The sequence below is a fragment of the Neisseria sp. HMSC064D07 genome (assembly GCF_001837185.1).
GTDB classification, from domain to species: domain Bacteria; phylum Pseudomonadota; class Gammaproteobacteria; order Burkholderiales; family Neisseriaceae; genus Neisseria; species Neisseria flavescens_C.
Genome location: NZ_KV831691.1, coordinates 14,084 through 31,722, shown reverse-complemented (window position 1 = coordinate 31,722; position 17,639 = coordinate 14,084). Strand labels below are relative to the sequence as shown.

20 protein-coding genes and 1 pseudogene are annotated in these 17,639 nt (G+C 48.2%); 13 read left to right on the top strand and 8 right to left on the bottom strand.

Annotation, left to right across the window (positions count from 1 at the left end; translation table 11 throughout):
• A partial coding sequence (locus HMPREF2608_RS06540) for a factor H binding protein domain-containing protein (protein ID WP_283122302.1) occupies window positions 1-559 on the bottom strand: 559 nt, incomplete at its 3' end.
• A gap of 194 nt (window positions 560-753) precedes the next feature.
• Here HMPREF2608_RS06540 and HMPREF2608_RS06535 point away from each other — a divergent pair.
• Entirely contained in the window at window positions 754-1,236 is a 483-nt protein-coding gene (locus HMPREF2608_RS06535; RefSeq protein ID WP_070826386.1) for a dihydrofolate reductase, read from the top strand.
• Window positions 1,237-1,318: 82 nt separating this feature from the next.
• On the opposite strand, the gene HMPREF2608_RS06530 is transcribed toward HMPREF2608_RS06535, so the two are convergent.
• Window positions 1,319-1,585, bottom strand: coding sequence for a DUF3079 domain-containing protein (locus tag HMPREF2608_RS06530; RefSeq protein ID WP_070826385.1), 267 nt, complete (start codon window positions 1,583-1,585; stop codon window positions 1,319-1,321).
• A gap of 166 nt (window positions 1,586-1,751) precedes the next feature.
• On the opposite strand from HMPREF2608_RS06530, the gene HMPREF2608_RS11100 reads away from it, so the two are divergent.
• The gene (locus tag HMPREF2608_RS11100) at window positions 1,752-2,207 is read left to right on the top strand and encodes a GNAT family N-acetyltransferase (RefSeq protein ID WP_283122301.1); all 456 of its coding nucleotides are present in this window, start codon (window positions 1,752-1,754) and stop codon (window positions 2,205-2,207) included.
• 574 nt (window positions 2,208-2,781) lie between these two features.
• Here HMPREF2608_RS11100 and HMPREF2608_RS06520 read toward each other — a convergent pair.
• The 4 genes from HMPREF2608_RS06520 to HMPREF2608_RS06510 all read right to left on the bottom strand — a co-directional run bounded on the left by HMPREF2608_RS06520 (window position 2,782) and on the right by HMPREF2608_RS06510 (window position 6,170).
• Window positions 2,782-3,261, bottom strand: a complete 480-nt coding sequence (locus HMPREF2608_RS06520) for an SMI1/KNR4 family protein (protein WP_070826383.1) — start codon at window positions 3,259-3,261, stop codon at window positions 2,782-2,784.
• Window positions 3,262-3,276: 15 nt separating this feature from the next.
• Window positions 3,277-3,459 carry an HNH endonuclease gene (locus HMPREF2608_RS11090; protein WP_225905509.1) on the bottom strand — a complete coding sequence of 61 codons (183 nt, stop codon included), beginning with the start codon at window positions 3,457-3,459 and terminating at the stop codon, window positions 3,277-3,279.
• A gap of 177 nt (window positions 3,460-3,636) precedes the next feature.
• Window positions 3,637-5,787 (bottom strand): ATP-dependent DNA helicase DinG, encoded by a 2,151-nt coding sequence (gene dinG, locus HMPREF2608_RS06515; RefSeq protein ID WP_070826382.1) that lies wholly within the window; start codon window positions 5,785-5,787, stop codon window positions 3,637-3,639.
• A gap of 164 nt (window positions 5,788-5,951) precedes the next feature.
• Window positions 5,952-6,170: a DUF2061 domain-containing protein gene (locus HMPREF2608_RS06510; protein WP_070826381.1), complete on the bottom strand. Its 219-nt coding sequence runs from the start codon at window positions 6,168-6,170 to the stop codon at window positions 5,952-5,954.
• Between the two features lie 128 nt (window positions 6,171-6,298).
• On the opposite strand from HMPREF2608_RS06510, the gene HMPREF2608_RS06505 reads away from it, so the two are divergent.
• The gene (locus tag HMPREF2608_RS06505) at window positions 6,299-7,249 is read left to right on the top strand and encodes a D-2-hydroxyacid dehydrogenase (protein WP_070826380.1); all 951 of its coding nucleotides are present in this window, start codon (window positions 6,299-6,301) and stop codon (window positions 7,247-7,249) included.
• A 157-nt stretch (window positions 7,250-7,406) separates the two neighbouring features.
• Here HMPREF2608_RS06505 and HMPREF2608_RS06500 read toward each other — a convergent pair whose 3' ends face one another.
• Both HMPREF2608_RS06500 and HMPREF2608_RS06495 read right to left on the bottom strand, forming a co-directional pair.
• On the bottom strand, window positions 7,407-8,252 hold the full coding sequence (locus tag HMPREF2608_RS06500; RefSeq protein ID WP_070826379.1) for a mechanosensitive ion channel family protein: 846 nt from the start codon (window positions 8,250-8,252) through the stop codon (window positions 7,407-7,409).
• A 111-nt stretch (window positions 8,253-8,363) separates the two neighbouring features.
• Window positions 8,364-9,365, bottom strand: coding sequence for a thiamine ABC transporter substrate-binding protein (locus HMPREF2608_RS06495; protein WP_070826378.1), 1,002 nt, complete (start codon window positions 9,363-9,365; stop codon window positions 8,364-8,366).
• A gap of 64 nt (window positions 9,366-9,429) precedes the next feature.
• Here HMPREF2608_RS06495 and HMPREF2608_RS06490 point away from each other — a divergent pair, with 64 nt between their 5' ends.
• The 10 genes and pseudogenes from HMPREF2608_RS06490 to HMPREF2608_RS06450 form a co-directional block, all read left to right on the top strand.
• On the top strand, window positions 9,430-10,077 hold the full coding sequence (locus HMPREF2608_RS06490) for a pyrimidine 5'-nucleotidase (protein ID WP_049333140.1): 648 nt from the start codon (window positions 9,430-9,432) through the stop codon (window positions 10,075-10,077).
• A gap of 61 nt (window positions 10,078-10,138) precedes the next feature.
• Window positions 10,139-10,423: a membrane lipoprotein lipid attachment site-containing protein gene (locus HMPREF2608_RS06485; RefSeq protein ID WP_070826391.1), complete on the top strand. Its 285-nt coding sequence runs from the start codon at window positions 10,139-10,141 to the stop codon at window positions 10,421-10,423.
• A 98-nt stretch (window positions 10,424-10,521) separates the two neighbouring features.
• The gene (gene glmU / locus HMPREF2608_RS06480) at window positions 10,522-11,895 is read left to right on the top strand and encodes a bifunctional UDP-N-acetylglucosamine diphosphorylase/glucosamine-1-phosphate N-acetyltransferase GlmU (RefSeq protein WP_070826377.1); all 1,374 of its coding nucleotides are present in this window, start codon (window positions 10,522-10,524) and stop codon (window positions 11,893-11,895) included.
• A gap of 161 nt (window positions 11,896-12,056) precedes the next feature.
• Window positions 12,057-13,895: a glutamine--fructose-6-phosphate transaminase (isomerizing) gene (gene glmS / locus HMPREF2608_RS06475; RefSeq protein WP_070826376.1), complete on the top strand. Its 1,839-nt coding sequence runs from the start codon at window positions 12,057-12,059 to the stop codon at window positions 13,893-13,895.
• Window positions 13,896-13,968: 73 nt separating this feature from the next.
• On the top strand, window positions 13,969-14,301 hold the full coding sequence (locus HMPREF2608_RS11670; protein ID WP_283122300.1) for a hypothetical protein: 333 nt from the start codon (window positions 13,969-13,971) through the stop codon (window positions 14,299-14,301).
• Window positions 14,286-14,813 carry a hypothetical protein gene (locus HMPREF2608_RS11665; RefSeq protein WP_283122299.1) on the top strand — a complete coding sequence of 176 codons (528 nt, stop codon included), beginning with the start codon at window positions 14,286-14,288 and terminating at the stop codon, window positions 14,811-14,813. The genes HMPREF2608_RS11670 and HMPREF2608_RS11665 overlap by 16 nt, the downstream gene beginning before the upstream one ends.
• A 19-nt stretch (window positions 14,814-14,832) precedes the next feature.
• Entirely contained in the window at window positions 14,833-15,063 is a 231-nt protein-coding gene (locus HMPREF2608_RS06465) for a hypothetical protein (protein ID WP_070826375.1), read from the top strand.
• 41 nt (window positions 15,064-15,104) lie between these two features.
• Entirely contained in the window at window positions 15,105-15,974 is an 870-nt protein-coding gene (locus tag HMPREF2608_RS06460; protein WP_070826374.1) for a hypothetical protein, read from the top strand.
• A gap of 286 nt (window positions 15,975-16,260) precedes the next feature.
• On the top strand, window positions 16,261-17,118 hold the full coding sequence (locus HMPREF2608_RS06455) for a hypothetical protein (protein ID WP_070826373.1): 858 nt from the start codon (window positions 16,261-16,263) through the stop codon (window positions 17,116-17,118).
• A gap of 286 nt (window positions 17,119-17,404) precedes the next feature.
• A pseudogene (locus HMPREF2608_RS06450) lies at window positions 17,405-17,639 on the top strand (hypothetical protein); the annotation flags it as partial.

Sequence of the window (17,639 nt, the reverse complement as noted above, 5' to 3'; positions counted from 1 at the left end):
TTTTATCGAAATCGACGGTGTATTTCAGACGGCCGCTGCGGTCGTCGCCATTAAACGCGATACCCGAATACTGATAGCTGCCTTGTTTGGGCAAATTGCGATACGCTGTTTCATCGCCTTGGACTTCGCCGACAGTGAATGTGTATGTATCGAGGTTTTGCAGCTTGCCTGCGTCATCGGCTTTTTGTTTGGCGTAACGCGCGGCAACAGTGGAATAATTTTGTTTATACACTTGGAAATCACCCGTTTCCAAAGTGATGACTTGGCCGTTTACCTTAATTTTTTGGGCGTAGTCGTAAGAGGACACTTTATCGGTTTTCAAAAAGCCGGTATCGAGTTTGTCGCCTTTTTGCAGGGTTTGCGGTTTACCGTTGGCCGTCAGCTCCAACGTACCGTTTTCAGGGACGGATTCGTTCAATTCAACGGACAACACGCCTTTCGGATGCGGATTGAGCGGCTCGGTCACGGCATTCGACAAGCCGCTTGTTGCACCGCCGCAGGCAGCCAGCATCAAAGACAGGGAAGCAGTCAAAGCAGAAACATGAAAAGTTCTCATCATTTTTTCCTTTCCTTTTTTATTTGGTATGATGTTTATCATATACCTAAAAAAATGAACAATAAATGATTTTTGTCAAAATTAAGTATTTTGAATATTAATTTTATAAATATTGAAACATTTTAAAAATATAGGGCATTCAGTCCATCCCGCCTCCCTTCCGCTATAATCATTTTATTTTGCAAACGGACTTCATCATGCCGAAAATCACCCTTATCGCCGCCTACGCCGCCCGCCGCTGTATCGGCATCAACAACACCATGCCTTGGCATTTGCCCGAGGATTTTGCCTTCTTCAAATCCTACACCACCGGCAAACCCGTCATTATGGGCCGCAAAACATGGGAATCTCTGCCGCGCAAGCCGCTGCCCGGCCGTCAAAATATCGTCATCACCCGCCAAGATTATCAGGCCGAAGGTGCGCAAACGGCGGCTTCTTTGGAAGATGCGCTGGCTTTGTGTCAGGGGGTTGAAGAAGTCATCATCATGGGCGGTGCGCAAATTTATGCACAAGCCCTGCCGATTGCTACCGATTTGCGTTTGACCGAAGTCTGTTTGGATGTGGACGGCGATGCGTTTTTTCCTGAGTTTTCCACAGAAACATGGCAAGAAGCCTCTCGGGAAAACCATGTTTCCGCCAAAGGCATCGAATACGCGTTTGTGCATTATGTGAAGGCATAATCCGACAACGCAAAGGCCGTCTGGAACCCTGTTTTTCAGGTTTCAGACGGCCTTTTTATTTCGTTTGTTTACGGCATGCCGTTTAAGCCGTTTTGTTTTTCAAAGGCAGCTTAATATGCGGTTTGGCCTGCTTGGGCGCTTCTTTCAGTCCAAGTTCGATTTGCTGCTCTTCGCTCAACAAATTGCTCCAGTCGCCTTTTTTATACCAATCGCGGCCGTCCAACTCGATGGGGTGTTGGATGCGCTCGCAACCGTTGCCGCATTGTAAATCGTCTTCTTTGCAGTATTTGTCGCAACCCCAACAGATACGCTCGGGATTTTTCGGGAAAATGGGAAATTTCTTGGCCATGATGTTCTTCTTTTGTTTGTGTGCGGTACGGGCAGAATTATAAGTGATTTGAATGGGGCTGGCGGCGGGTTTATCGTGTTTTACGCTGATTTTTTAAGATGTGTTAACCTTTCAGACGGCCTATACTGTAAAACTATCCCTACGCGGTACAACAAGAGGACCCGATATGAACATATGCCGTCTGAAGCCTGAATTTGTCGAGCCTTTAGCCCTCGCGCTGTTTGAGGAATGGCACGATTTTGCGCCGTGGTCGTCTCTAGAAAAAATCCGTGCATATTACGCGCAGTGCCTCGATGGGGATAACTTGCCGCTGGCATTTGCGGCTGTGAATAAAGAAGGGCGGCTGATGGGTTCGGCGGCCTTGAAGCGGTTTGATATGGCGTGTTTTCCCGAATACGAATATTGGCTCGGCGATGTGTTCGTTTTGCCGCAGTTTCGCGGTTTGGGCGTAGGCAGGCAGCTGGTTTCGTTTTGCCTGGATAAAGCACGCGAACTGGGTTTGCCGCATCTGTTTCTCTATCCAGCCGCTGCTTTTGTTGTTGCTGCGTTCGCTGCTGCTTTGTTCGGCGGATTGGAGTGTGATGTCGTTATCGGCAATCAGGCCGGTTCCTGCTTTACCTGAAACATCCGATCCTGTGATGTTGATATTGGATTGTTCGCCTGCACCTCCGGCAATAAGGGTAGTTTTACCGCCTGCTTGAATTTGGCTGGCTTGGGCTTGATTTACTTGAACTTGGGTGGTTTGTCGGTTTTGCTGTTCGCCGTAGGTTATGGAAATGCTGACTTCTGCTGCTGCAACCGCTGCTTCTAAATACCGCTTGGGCAAGGATATACGCGGTTTTTTGTCATGTGCTTAATTCTTCTTGCTTGGTTTTTTCGGTGAGTTGATTTTCTTTTTTTACACAGGCAATAGGCACTTGGCGGTGCATGGGATTGATACCACAACCAAGTGATAGCACCGGGTGCTTCGCTTTCGTTATATGGCTCACTGGGATAGAGCTTGGGTGAGAGAATGTTTAGGGGGGAGTGGGCATAGTTTAGAGTTACGATTAGTTCAAAGTAAAAAGGAAGGTAAGTGGTTTTAAGGCAGCCTGAAACGGAGTTCAGCGAAACCAAAACCGCGTGTGCATGAATGCACATCCTACCATTTCACTTTTTTGGTTGGTTACACAGGCTATGCTGGTTAGTAGTGCCAGTTAATCTACATCTTGATAAAGTTTATCTATAAAACTATCAAAATCAGGTGCGATGGGAACTGTAATCATCTTGGTATTACCTAGTTCATCTTCGTAAAATTCATCATGATACATAAGTACGATGGATGGATTACTTGAATTTTTACGGTAATCAAAACAAATATAATCGCCATTTGCACTTATTCCAAATGCAACAACTTGGTTTCCATAGCCATATTCATTATCAATGCATGAATAGGTATAGATATTTTCATGACAGGAGGCATCTTTTTTATATCCTAAAAATAAAATATTTCTGTCATCTGTATTCTTATTATTATCAATAAAAATAAAACAATCTTCTTCGGGATATAAATAATCATGTTCACTTATCAAATCTATATACGATCTAGGGAATGTTACACCTAAATTTTCTGCAAATTTTTCAATGATTGAAGCAGAAACTTTTCCTTCATCTCTCCAGATATTTAATTTTTTCATTATTTATTTCCTTGATTAACGTCCTTTTTTTAATGCATTTTGACCAGTATGTCTAACTGCATCATGTATTTCCAATGGTACTAGCTGCATGTTATTTGGTGCACTTTGTGCATTATGATGCCAAATATATCCATTAATAGTCCGTTTTCCAGCCATAATATCTTCTAACTGTGTGCTAGTAAAATTTGATTTAGGAATTACCCCACGCCGGATGTGCAGGCCGTGTATGAAAAGTTCAGCTGGAAAGAAATCACGCAGACTTGCACAATGGGGAAACCGTATCCGTCATGAAATTGGATTTATAGTTTGAAAAGAATAAAAGGCCGTCTGAACATTTGGTTTCAGACGGCCCTTTACCTTTTGAACAATCCACAACTACCCTATCCGCTTAAACGGCGGTAGACAAGCCAATAATTGTTGGCCATAGCGTTGCGTTTTGACGCGGTTGTCGAGGATGGTCACGCGGCCGTAATCCTGTTCGGTACGGATAAGGCGGCCGACGGCTTGGATTAATTTGATGCTGGCTTCGGGAACGGTGATTTCGATAAAAGGATTGCCGCCGCGTTGTTCAATCCAACGGTTTTGGGTTTTCTCGATGGGATTATCCGGCATGGCAAACGGCAGCTTGGCAATAATGACTTGCACGCAGGCCGTGCCGGGCAGGTCGAGGCCTTCGGCAAAACTGTCGAGGCCGAAAATAATGCTGGCTTTGCCTTCGGCAATGGCTTGATGGTGTCTTTGTAAAAGAACGGCCTTGGGCAACTCGCCCTGCACAAGCAGAAGCGGCAAGTATTCGTCAGGCAGTCGTAAGGCGACATCCTGCATTTGCTTGCGCGAGGAAAACAACACCAGCGTACCGATGGCTTCAACCGGCGAAACCAGCTTCGGCAACCATTCGACAATGGCGGCCGTGTGCGCATCAGGATCTTTCGGGCTCGCATGTACGGGCGGAATATACAGCTCGCCTTGCGTATCGAAATTAAACGGGCTTTCCAAAGCAAGCGTAGTGGTTTCGGGCAGCCACAGCAGACCGGTTTGGCGCAAAATCAGGTTGAAGCTGCCGAGCGATTGCAGGGTGGCCGAAGTCAACACCGCGCCTGCCGCGCGCCGCCACAGGCTGTTGGCAAGGTGGGATGCGCTGCTGATGGGGCTGGCGTTGAAAATGTAGTCGTTTTTGTCGTCGGCACGGCGGGTTATCCATTTCGCCAACGGCTCTTCGCCCTCAATGGGAACGGTAGAGAGTAAATCCCAAACCGCGCTGATTTGTTCGATACGAGCAATAAAAAGGCCGAACTCGCTGGTCAGGCGGTCGATGAGTGCGCCGTCCTGTTCTTTTTCGCGGCGTGCGGCGGAAAGCGCATCGTTCAGGCCGATAACGTGTTTGAGCAGGCTGCGCGCAGCAATGGCCGTATTGGAAACCGTCGTTTCCAGGCCTTCGGGGATTTTGCCGTCTTCCCACAGCCAAGTCGGTTCGTTGTGTTTCCGCCTGTCGTTTTCAGACGACCCCAGACTTAAAGACGGCTCTTCCGCCAAATGAAACTGCCATTCATGCAGGCTGTCGAGCAAGGATGTTGCAGCTTCGTCGGCAAGGTTGGCAAGTTCGGCTTTATCGGTAAGCGCGGCAATTTTGCCGGTCAGCTGCGGCAGTTTTTCCAGCGTCCAAACGGCAATATTCCATGAATGTTCGGCGGCAAAACGGCTGAGGGCTTTTTTGGGTAGGTGGTGCGCTTCGTCTATGCAATAGAAACTGTTTTCAGGCGCAGGCAGAATCACGCCGCCGCCCATGCTGATGTCGGCAAGCAGAAGGTCATGGTTGGCAACGACGACATCGACGGTTTCCAAGACATCGCGTGCCAGGTAAAACGGGCATTCCGGACGGTTGGGACAGGCGGATTTCAGGCAGCCGTGGCGGTCGTTGGTCACTTTGAGCCAAATCGTGTCATCGATTTTTTCCGGCCAAGTGTCACGGTCGCCATCAAAGCGGCGGGCGGAAAATTCATCGGCAATGTCGCGCAGCAGGTTCAATTCTTCCGGCTTGGGTTTGCTGTCCCACAATACTTCCGGCGCTTCAAAACCAAGCAGGTTTTGCTGGGCGTTGTTTTGCGTCAGTTGATAGAGTTTGTAGGGGCAAAGATAACGGCCGCGCCCTTTGGCAAGCGCAAAGGTCAGCTCCAAACCGCTTTTTTCCACCAGAAACGGCAAATCGCGGTCAACCAACTGCTCCTGCAAAGCCACCGTAGCGCTGCTGACGATCAGCCGTTTGCCACGCGTTTGCGCCATGATGCCGCCGGCCAAAAGATAGGCCAACGATTTACCCACGCCGGTCGGCCCTTCGATCACGGCAATGCTCTCACCCTCGCGTTTGGGCGCTTCTTCGCCTTCTTCACGCGTCAACGTCCGCGAAAAAGCGTTGGCAATCGCCGCAATCATTTCCCGCTGCGAAGCGCGCGGACGGAAACCGGGCAGGTTTTTGCCGATGTTTTGGTAATGGTCGCGGATGGCGTTTTTTTCTAAATCGGTGAGCATTGAGGCCGTCTGAATGGGTTTGCAAGAATAGCGTATTTTAGCATTTTTACCTTCATGAAGCCTTCGTAAAGTCTTACTCTATTTTAGGGTTTGGCATTTTGATGGCGCTGGACGAACCGCAAAGGCATAATCGGTTTTAATCAAGCAAAAGGCCGTCTGAAACTTTAGCCGCACTGATGCAGAGGCACCCACAATTTTTGCTTTTCGGATTTATTTTTCTCGTAGCGGTTCCACGCTTTTTCATGAAAATAAAAGACGACGGTATTGACGATGGGTTCGACCAAAGCGACCGCGCTGGAAACGCCGATACTGCCGGTCAGAATATAGGCGACACTAAATGCGACGCTGAAATGCAAAATAGCAAATGTAATGGTTTTAATCATTTTGTTTTCCTGCTACATTGATGTTTTAATTGCTACATAATAATTATTATCAACTAACGCGTATATTTTAAATCCTTTATCCTGATTTAGATTTTATAAATAGATATTTTATTTTTGATAGGAATTTTATGAATCCGCTCCATATTGTCGTCCTCGACCGCGACACCCTTGTCACCCGTCCGTTTGACTTTGATTTTCCACATACATTGAGCAGCTACGGCACAACCGAAGCGCACGAAACACTGGAGCGCATCCGCGGCGCGGACATTGTGATTACCAACAAAGTCGTGATTTCCGCCCAAGCATTTGCCGAAAATCCACAACTCAAGCTGGTTGCCGTTACCGCGACAGGCGTCAACAATGTGGACGTTGAGGCTGCCAAACAAAACGGCACGGCCGTGTGCAATATCCGCGCTTACGGCAATGAATCCGTGGCGGAACACGCGTTTATGATGATGATTACCCTGATGCGCAACCTGCCTGCCTATCAGCGTGACGTTGCGGCAGGCTTGTGGGAAAACTCACCGTTTTTCTGCCACCTCGGCGCACCGATGCGCGATTTGAACGGTAAAACGCTGGCGATTTTCGGTCGCGGCAATATCGGGAAAACGCTGGCAACTTATGCTCAGGCTTTCAAAATGAATGTCGTGTTCGCCGAACATAAAAATGCCCAAAGCGTCCGCGACGGCTATGTTTCCTTTGACGAAGCCATCCGCTCCGCCGATGTCGTGTCGCTTAATTGCCCGCTCACGCCGCAAACGGCCAACATGATAGGCGAAGCCGAATTGCAGCAAATGAAACCCGGCGCTATCCTCATCAACTGCGGGCGCGGCGGTTTGGTTGATGAAGCCGCTTTGGTTGCGGCGTTGAAATACGGACAAATCGGCGGGGCAGGTTTTGACGTGTTGACACAAGAGCCGCCGCGCGACGGCAATCCTCTGCTGAAAGCCCGACTGCCCAACCTCATCGTCACGCCACACATTGCATGGGCAAGCCAAGAAGCCGCCAACCGTCTGTTTGACATCCTTTTGGACAACATCAACCGCTTTGTGGCCGGCAATCCGCAAAATCTGGTTTAATCTATGGAAAACCTGTTGATAAGGTTGTGAACAATTTTAAAGGCCGTCTGAAATATTCAGACGGCCTTTATTAATCTTTATTTATTTCATAGAGTTATCTATCAAATAGGCTAAATCGTTTCTTTCTTTATTGTGGATAACCCTATAAAAGCTAAAATCAGGCTTTCGGCTGGATGAGGTGGACATCGCGTTGCGGGAACGGGATGTTGATGTTGGCTTCGCGCAGGTTTTCAACCACTTGCTCGTTCAGGGCGAATCGGAACGGGCCGAGATTTTCTTCTTGCGTCCACGCCCAAAGGGTAATTTCGATGGCACTGTCGCCAAGGTTGGTAATGTATACGACGGCAGGTCGTTCTTCGGTTTGAACACACAATGGATGCTCGGTTGCCGATCTCAATACGGCGGCTTTGGCGGCTTTCAAGTCGCAGGCGTAGTCGACGCCGACAACGACTTGGGCGCGGCACAGGGGCAGGGAGGAGCGGTTGGTGATGCTGTTGGTCATGACCACGCTGTTGGGCAGGACGACTTCTTCGTTGTCCGGTGTGCTTAAAGAGGTCTGCACCATTTTGATTTCGCGGACGATGCCTTCAAAACCGTTGACGCGGATAAAGTCGCCGACTTTAAACGGGCGGAACAGGATAATCAGCGCGCCGGCAGCGAAGTTGGACAGTTGGTCTTTCAAAGATAAAGCCACGGCCAAGCCTGCGCCACCGATCAAGGCGGTCACGGAAGTGGTCGGGATGCCGAGTTTGCCCAGTGCGGCGATGATGACGAGGATCAGCAGGCCGATGTTGGCAACGTTGCCGAGGAAGCTGACCAGCGTTTTATCGACTTTGGCGCGAGTCAGCGCGGCTTTCATCAGTGTCACCACGCGCGTGGCGACCCAGCGGCCGATAAAGAAGATGGCTAAGGCGGCCAGCAGGTTTGTGCCGAAAGACATGCCGGTTTGGGCGAGTTGTTCCCAGCCGGAGAACGAAGAGAGGACTTGAAGATCGAAATTCATAATTGTGTGTGCGTGTGAAGTTGTTTAAAAGGTTATTGTAAAACAAGGCCGTCTGAAAACCTAATGATTTGGTTTTTCAGACGGCCTTGATGTGTTTTTAAGTTTTTCGGTTTAACGTAAAACAGTTTTGCTCCAACGGCTCACCCATTGTTTTTGTTTGGTGTTGATGTCGGCGCGGTTGGGGGAATCGCTGTGTTTCGGGGTTTGGGCAAACTCGAATACTTTGGGCAGCGGCGTGTTTTTGGCAGCCGGATAGACCCACATTTCGGCAGGCAGGGCTTTTTGCACGTCGCCGCTTTGCAGCCAGCTCACCAGTTTGGCCGCCAGCTCGGGTTGTTTCGCACCTTTTAAAACGGCCGCGCCTTCAACTTGGCGGAATGTGCCGCCTTTGAGGAAGAGGTTGCCGGTGGGCGGGGTGCTGTATTTGCCTTTGGAGTAGTGGACTTCGGCCGCCGGGCTGGTGGCATAGCTGACCACGAGGGGATAGGCGCCGCCGTTTTGGGTGAAATCGGTGTAGTAGGCTTCGCTCCAGCCTTTGGCAACTTTCACGCCGTTTTGGCGCATTTGCGCCCACCATTTGAACGCGCCTTCTTCACCCATGCCGCCGATGTTGGCCAAGAGGAAGGAGAGGCCGGGCGAGGATGTGGCGGGAGACGGGGGTACCAGAAGGTTTTTATATTCCGGTTTGGTCAGGTCTTGCAGGGTTTGCGGCAGGGGCAGTTTTTTCTGTTCAAACCATTTTTTGTCGTAGTTGATGGCGACATAGGCGTAATCGACAGCCAGCGCATCGGGCAGGGAAGCGGTTACGGGCGCGGATTTGGGTTGGTTGGCGGCGAGGATGCCGGCGGCTTTGGCTTTACCAATGTTGGCGTTGTCCAAACCGTAAACCGCATCGGCAATCGGGTTGGCCTTGCTCAAAATCAGCTTGTTGAGCATTTCGTTGCCGCTGCCTGCCTTGATGACGGACACTTTGGCATCGTTGGCTTTTTCAAATTGTGCGATGACGGTTTGGGGCAGGCTGAAGGATTTGTGCACAGCCAAACGCACTTCGGTTTGGGCGTACAGGTTTGCTGAAGCCAGCAACAGGGCCAAGGCGGACAATTTCAGTTTCATTCTCTTTCCTTTGTGCGGGTAAAATACGAAATATCATAACAAAATCTGCATATCAAGGCACGATATGAATCATTCTCCCGTTTGGCTGTTTGACCTCGACAATACTTTGCACAATGCCGAAGCCGGCATTTTCTACATCATCAACCGCGCCATGACCGAATACATGGCAGGCCGTCTGAAACTTTCCGAAGAAGCCGCCTCCCATCTGCGCCAAGATTATTGGCACCGATACGGCGCGACGCTTGCCGGTTTGCAAATCCACCATCCCGAAGTCGATATCGATGAATTTTTGCGTGAAAGTCACCCCCTTAAGCAAATTTTGGCAAAGGTGGAGGGTATGGATGGAACTGATGACGTTTTAGGCCGTCTGAAAGGGCGAAAAGCCGTATTTTCCAACGGGCCTTCGTTTTATGTCCGCGCATTGGTTGAAGCCTTGGGCTTGGAAGCGCATTTTGACGGCTTGTTCGGCACGGACGACTTCGGCCTGCTCTACAAACCCAATCCGCAAGCCTATCTCAACGTCTGCCGCCTGTTGGGCGTCAAACCCGAACAGTGCATTATGGTGGACGACAGCGCCGACAATCTGCACCAAGCCAAAGCCTTGGGCATGAAGACCGTTTGGTACGGCGAAAAAGCCCATCCGCTGCCATTTGCCGACGGCATAGCGAAAGATATGCAGGGTTTGCTTGAATTTTGCACAAAACTGCCGTGAAGTTTTGAAAAAACAAGTACAATACACGGTATTGCCGACATTTAAAAACAAGGACAACATCATGCGTAAACTCGCTTTAATTCTGACCGCCACCGCCGTTTTGGCCGGTTGCTCTTGGGAAACCTACACCAACGAATCCGGCCGTACCGCCGTACGCCAAAAATATGCTACTGGCACACCTATCGTTTATCAGGACGGTACTTATTCTAAAAACATGAATTACAACCAGTTCCGCCCTGAGCGCCGCGCCGTCCAATCCAATCAAGCGGATCATGCTGAACACGGCGAACGCGGCCAGCACTGGCAAAAACCGCAATTTGCCAACCAACAGCCAGCAACCGAATAACAATATCCCCAAGGCCGTCTGAAACGGAGTGAAAAACAATCAACACTTGTTGCCACACTTTTCAGATGGCCTCAAACAACGACAACGGAAACCGTATCATGGCTCAGACAGCTTTAAATATCGTCATCCTCGCCGCCGGCAAAGGCACGCGCATGTACTCCAAAATGCCCAAAGTGCTGCACCGCATCGGCGGCCTTCCCATGGTTGAGCGCGTTATCGACACCGCTGCCTCCCTGAATCCCCAAAACATCTGCGTCGTCATCGGCCACGGCAAAGAGCAAGTCTTGGACACCGTCAAACGCGATGTCGTTTGGGTTGAACAAACCGAACAGCTCGGTACCGGCCACGCCGTCAAAACCGCCCTGCCGCACCTGTCTGCCGAAGGCCGCACGCTGGTGTTGTACGGCGACGTTCCCCTGATTGATGCAGCCACCCTCGAAACCCTGCTCGAAGCCGCAGGCGACGAAGTTGGCTTGTTGACCGACGTGCCCAACGACCCGACAGGTTTGGGCCGCATCATCCGCGACAGCAACGGCAGCGTAACCGCCATTGTCGAAGAAAAAGACGCCGATGCCGCCCAAAAAGCCGTGAAAGAAATCAATACCGGCATTTTGGTTTTGCCCAACGCCAAACTCGAAGCTTGGTTGAACAGCCTTTCCAGCAACAATGCCCAAGGCGAATACTACCTGACCGACCTCATCGCCAAAGCCGTTGCCGACGGCATCAAAGTTCATCCCGTCCAAGTCCGCTCCTCCCATCTGGCTGCCGGTGTGAACAACAAACTCCAACTGGCCGAACTCGAGCGTATTTTCCAAACCGAACAGGCGCAAGAATTGCTCAAAGCAGGCGTAACCCTGCGCGATCCGGCACGTTTCGATTTACGAGGCCGTCTGAAACACGGACAAGATGTCGTGATTGACGTCAACGTCGTCATCGAAGGCGAAGTCGAACTCGGCGACAACGTCGAAATCGGTGCCAACTGCGTGATCAAAAACGCCAAAATCGGTGCCAACACCAAAATCGCCCCATTCTCCCATTTTGAAGGTTGCGAAGTCGGCGAAAACAACCAAATCGGCCCATACGCCCGTTTGCGTCCGCAAGCCAAACTGGCCGACGACGTACACATCGGCAACTTCGTCGAAGTCAAAAACGCCACCATCGGCAACGGCACCAAAGCCAACCACCTCACCTACATCGGCGACGCCGAAGTCGGCAGCAAAACCAACTTCGGCGCAGGCACAATCATTGCCAACTACGACGGCGTGAACAAATACAAAACCGTCATCGGCGACGAAGTCCGCATCGGCTCCAACTGCGTCTTAGTCGCCCCCGTCACCCTCGGCAACAAAGTGACAACCGGCGCAGGCAGCACGATTACCCGCAACGTCGAAGACAACAAACTCACCCTCGCCCGCGCCCGCCAAACCGTGATCGAAGGCTGGGTGCGTCCGGAAAAAGGCGATAAGAAGTAAGGCCGGTCTTTTATTTACTTTCAGACGGCCTTGAGAAACAACAGGCTGTCTGAAACCTAGATTTGCCGTTTTAATGAATATAAAACGGCGTTTTCCGACTGCCGCTTTCGGGAGCCGGAGCAGCAGTCATTTTCTCAAACTTTTGATACTAAGGAACTTATATGTGCGGTATCGTAGGTGCTATTCGCGCCAATCACAATGTAGTCGATTTTCTGACCGACGGTCTCAAACGCCTTGAATACCGAGGCTATGATTCGTCGGGTATTGCCGTAAACATGGACGGCAAAATCAAACGCGTCCGCCGTGTCGGCCGTGTTCAGCTGATGGAAGATGCAGCACGCGAAAAAGGCGTGTTCGGCCATATCGGCATCGGCCACACCCGTTGGGCAACCCACGGCGGTGTAACCGAGCCTAATGCCCACCCTCATATTTCCGGCGGCATGATCGCGGTTGTCCACAACGGCATCATCGAAAACTTTGAAGCCGAACGCGAACGCCTGAAAGCGTTGGGTTACACCTTCGAATCGCAAACCGATACTGAAGTCATCGCCCACAGCGTCAACCACGAATACACACAAAACGGCGGGAAACTGTTTGAAGCCGTCCAAGCTGCGACTGCCCGTTTCCATGGCGCATACGCCATTGCCGTTATCGCACAAGACAACCCTGAAGAAATGGTTGTTGCGCGCATGGGCTGCCCGCTGTTGGTGGCCTTGGGCGACCAAGAAACCTTCATCGCTTCCGATGTATCCGCCGTGATCGCCTTTACCCGCCGCATCGCTTACTTGGAAGACGGCGACATCGCCCTGCTGAACGCAAACGGTATCGAAAAATTGCTCGATAAAACTGGTGCGCAAACCGAACGCGCGGTTAAAGTATCCGAGTTGTCTTTGGCTTCTTTGGAGTTGGGTCCATACAGCCACTTCATGCAAAAAGAAATCCACGAGCAACCCCGTGCCATCGCCGATACTGCCGAAGTCTTCTTGGACGGCGGTTTCGAACCTGAAAATTTCGGTGCCAACGCCCGCGACGTGTTCGACGATATCCACAGCATCAAAATCCTTGCCTGCGGTACGTCCTACTATGCCGCGCTGACCGCCAAATACTGGCTCGAATCCATCGCCAAAGTGCCGACCGACGTGGAAATCGCCAGCGAATACCGCTACCGCGACGTGATTGCCGATCCGAAACAACTGGTCATCACCATTTCCCAATCCGGCGAAACTTTGGACACCATGGAAGCCCTGAAATACGCGCAATCCTTGGGACACAAACACAGTCTGTCTATCTGTAACGTGATGGAATCCGCCCTGCCGCGTGAAAGCGAGTTGGTACTGTACACACGCGCCGGTGCAGAAATCGGCGTTGCCTCTACCAAAGCGTTCACGACCCAACTGGTTGTCCTGTTCGGCCTGGCCGTTACCCTGGGTAAACAGCGCGGCCTGGTTTCCGATGAACAGGCGCGTGAATACGTTGAAGAATTGCGCCAACTGCCGGGCAGCATTCAGCACGTTCTCAACCTTGAGCCGCAAATCGCCGCTTGGGCGCAAAAATTTGCCAAGAAATCCAGCGCACTCTTCCTCGGCCGCGGCATCCACTTCCCAATCGCCCTCGAAGGCGCATTGAAGCTGAAAGAGATTACCTATATCCACGCCGAAGCTTATCCTGCGGGTGAGTTGAAACACGGCCCGTTGGCCTTGGTGGACGAAAATATGCCTGTTGTCGTGATTGCCCCGAACGACAGCCTGTTGGACAAAGTGAAAGCCAATATGCAGGAAGTCGGCGCACGCGGCGGCGAACTCTTCGTCTTCGCCGACCTCGACAGCAACTTTAACGCCACCGAAGGCGTGCACGTTATCCGCGCCCCACGCCATGTCGGCGTACTCTCGCCGATTGTGCACACCATCCCCGTGCAACTCCTGTCTTACCACGCAGCCCTTGCACGCGGTACAGACGTGGACAAACCGCGTAACTTGGCTAAATCGGTAACGGTTGAATAAAGCCTAGCTTGAACGATAAAAGGTCGTCTGAAAAGTTTCAGACGACCTTAATTATTAATTGAAGGCAAGCATAATGAATAAAATCTACAAATACCTACTGGCAATCGCTGCTTTGGCGGCAGCAGGCTTCGGTATATATCAATATACCGCGCCCGACAAATATCAATACTGGAAAGAACTGATTGCCAAAGACCCGAAGCCTGACAGAGTTTCGGAACAGGAATACAGGGAAAAACTCAAGGCGGGCTATTGCTGGCGGGATAGGAAGTTTTACACCCCTGAGGAATTACACAGGAAAGCAATGGTCAGCTTCACAGAAATAATGCTAGGAGTAGCAATTATTCTACAGAATAGTTCTATTACTACTTTAGCAGGAAATTCTTATGTTGATTGCCAAAAAACGTAAACTCTTGCAGTGTTTGGCTTATTCCGAAAAATTATACTAACAGGCAGTGGGATAACTTATTTTTATCGGCAAAAAAATCCACAGATTATGTTTTATTAGAGGAATACCCTAAAAAACAAATTAAACAATCTATTGATTTAGAGAAGTATTTTATACAATACGGTAATAAGGGATTTACCTTGGTGGCCACAGGTGCAGAAGGGGGAGAATCAGTTTATGGTTCGGACTGTTGTAAGGTTTTAAGTAGAAAGGACGTAGAACCTATAATTAAAAACAGACATTTAATTACTTTTGCAGAAGTTTTTCCTGAGAAATATATCCCAAGCAGTATTGAGATCGAAAATTATGGAATAGGAAATTTTTATTTCAATTCTAGGGAAGTAATTCCAAGCTTGTCCTATTCAAATAAGGAGGGAAAAGTTTCTCATCAGGCAGATTATTCAGAACTTCTCTTAATGAACAATTGTGGTGATGTTCTGTGGAAACCATATTATCATTTATCTTTGTATTGATTATAAAAGGATGTAGGAAATGCCAAATTTAAGCATTCAAAAATCTCTATCGGTTTCCGAGGTAACTATTGATAACGTTTTATCACGATACTTATGGAATAGTCCTACACCACCTAAACGAGAAGATGTGGGAATATCTATAACATCAGCTAATCGTACACCAGTAAAAATTGACGCAACCGACTATATGCAAAATGGTGCAAACCAATATGCTGTATTGGAACTTCTTACAAACAAAGAGGTCGTCTGAAAAGTTTCAGACGACCTTGATTATTAATTAAAGGCAAACAAATGAATAAAGTCTACAAATACCTACTGGCAATCGCTGCTTTGGCGGCAGCAGGCTTCGGTATATATGAATATACCGCACCCGACAAATACCAATACTGGAAAGAACTGATTGCCAAAGACCCAAAGCCTGACGGGGTTTCGGAACAGGAATACAGGGAAAAACTCAGGGCAGGTTACTGCTGGCGGGATAGGAAATTTTACACATCTGAGGAATTACACAGGAAAGCAATGGTCAGTTTTGCAGGTAGGTTGTTGGGGGAGGCTGAAGCCTTTCGGACAGATTCGACTACACTTCAGGGAGAAATCAGTTTTACAGGAGGGCAGTGCAGAGCATATCAGGCAGAAAAAGCCTGTAGCATCTGGTTTTCTACAAAGGGATATTCTAATGATCAATGGGATAAACAATTTTTAGCAGAAGAAAGACCGGCTGACTTTAAATTTCTTGAGCAATATTTAGACAAAGAGATCAAGCAGACTAAAGATTTGGAAAGATATTTATCAGAACATGGAAATAAGAAGTTTTCTTTGATTGATAGGTGGATGGGTAAGGAAGGTGCGTCTGTTTACGGTTCTGATTGTTGTCGAGTGTTAGATAAAAAGATGGCAGCTCCAGTCATAGGGGGTAAGGAGTGGAGTGGTTATTTTGAACTATCTTCTGTTTTCCCTGAAAATAATATTCCAAAAGGAGTTAATATTCAGGATTATGGCATTGGAAATTTCTATTTTGATTTTAGAGATGTTGTTCCAATGAATCAAACTGATTGGGGAAAAGATGAGAAAAAAACTTATCAATCAAAATTTCCAACTATACTGATGATGAATAACTGTGGTGATATATTATGGTTATCTTCTATTGTATATGAGATTTAATCTAACTAAGGAGTAAGTTGATGAAGAATAAGCAAAAATCATTAAGGGTATTAGAAGTAACCATAGATAGAGTTTTATCTCATTATTTATGAAATACTGCAATGCTTCCAAAGAAAGAAAATATGGCTTCATTAGTAACTTCCACAAATCGTAACCCTATCAAAATAGATGCAACTGATTATATGCAAAATGGTGTAAACCAATATGCTGTATTGGAACTTCTTGCAAGCAAAGAGGTCGTCTGAAAAGTTTTAGACAACCTTGGTTATTAATTAAAGGCAAGCAAATGAATAAAACCTACAAATACCTGTTGGCAATCGCTGCATTGGCGGCAGCAGGCTTCGGTATATATGAATATACCGCGCCCGACAAATATCAATACTGGAAAGAATTGATTGCCAAAGACCCCAAGCCTGACGGGGTTTCAGAACAAGAATACAGGGAAAAACTCAGGGCGGGCTATTGCTGGCGGGACAGGAAGTTTTACACGCCCGCAGAATTACACAGGAAAGCAATGGTCAGCTTTGCAGGCAGGTTATTGGGAGAAACAGAAGCCTATAAGGCCAACATGACCACCAATCAGGGCGGACGGGATTATTCTACGGGAGCAGACTGCGTACGTCACGAAAAAGCCTGTAGTGTTTGGTTTGTCCCGCAAGATTACACCAATGAGCAATGGGACAGGATGTTTTTGGCGGAGAAAGACCCGACGGATGGGGCATTGCTGGCAAAGTATTTAAAATATGAAATTAAACAACAGGATGATTTAAAAAAATATTTGGAACAATATAATGTAAAAGGTTTTTCATTGATTATCAGAGGATATAATCAGGGAGGAGCAAGCATTTATGGATCTGACTGCTGTAAAGTTTTAAGTATCAAAGAAGCTGCCCCGATAATAAAAAATAATACGTTGATTACTTATTTAGAGGGAGCGGCAACGTTTCCAGAGAGTGAGATACCAAAGAATATCGATATCGAAAATTACGGGGTTGGTAATTTTTATTTTAGTTATTCAGAGGTTAGTCCAGGATTTCACCAATGGGGTGAAAATAAAGAAAAAACTTATCAGATTGACTTTTCAGATATGTTATTCATGAATAATTGTGGCGATGTATTGTGGCAGCCTCATTATATTTATTAACCTATATCCAATAGGAATGTTATGTAAGACAGCGAAAATCATTAAGAGTATCAGAAGTAACCATAGATGGAATTTTATCTCATTATTTATGGAATATTGCAATGCTTCCAGAGAAAGAAAATATGGCTTCATTAGTAACTTCTACAAATCGTAATCCTATCAAAATAGATGCAACTAACTATATGAAAAATGGTGCAAACCAATATGCTATATTGGAACCTCTTACAAGCAAAGAGGTCGTCTGAAAAGTTTTAGACAACCTTGGTTATTAATTAAAGGCAAGCAAATGAATAAAGTCTACAAATACCTACTGGTAATCGCTGCTTTGGCGGCAGCAGGCTTCGGTATATATGAATATACCGCACCCGACAAATACCAATACTGGAAAGAACTGATTGCCAAAGACCCAAAGCCTGACGGGGTTTCGGAACAGGAATACAGGGAAAAACTCAGAGCGGGCTATTGCTGGCGGGATAGAAAGTTTTATACGCCCGCAGAATTACACAGGAAAGCAATGGTCA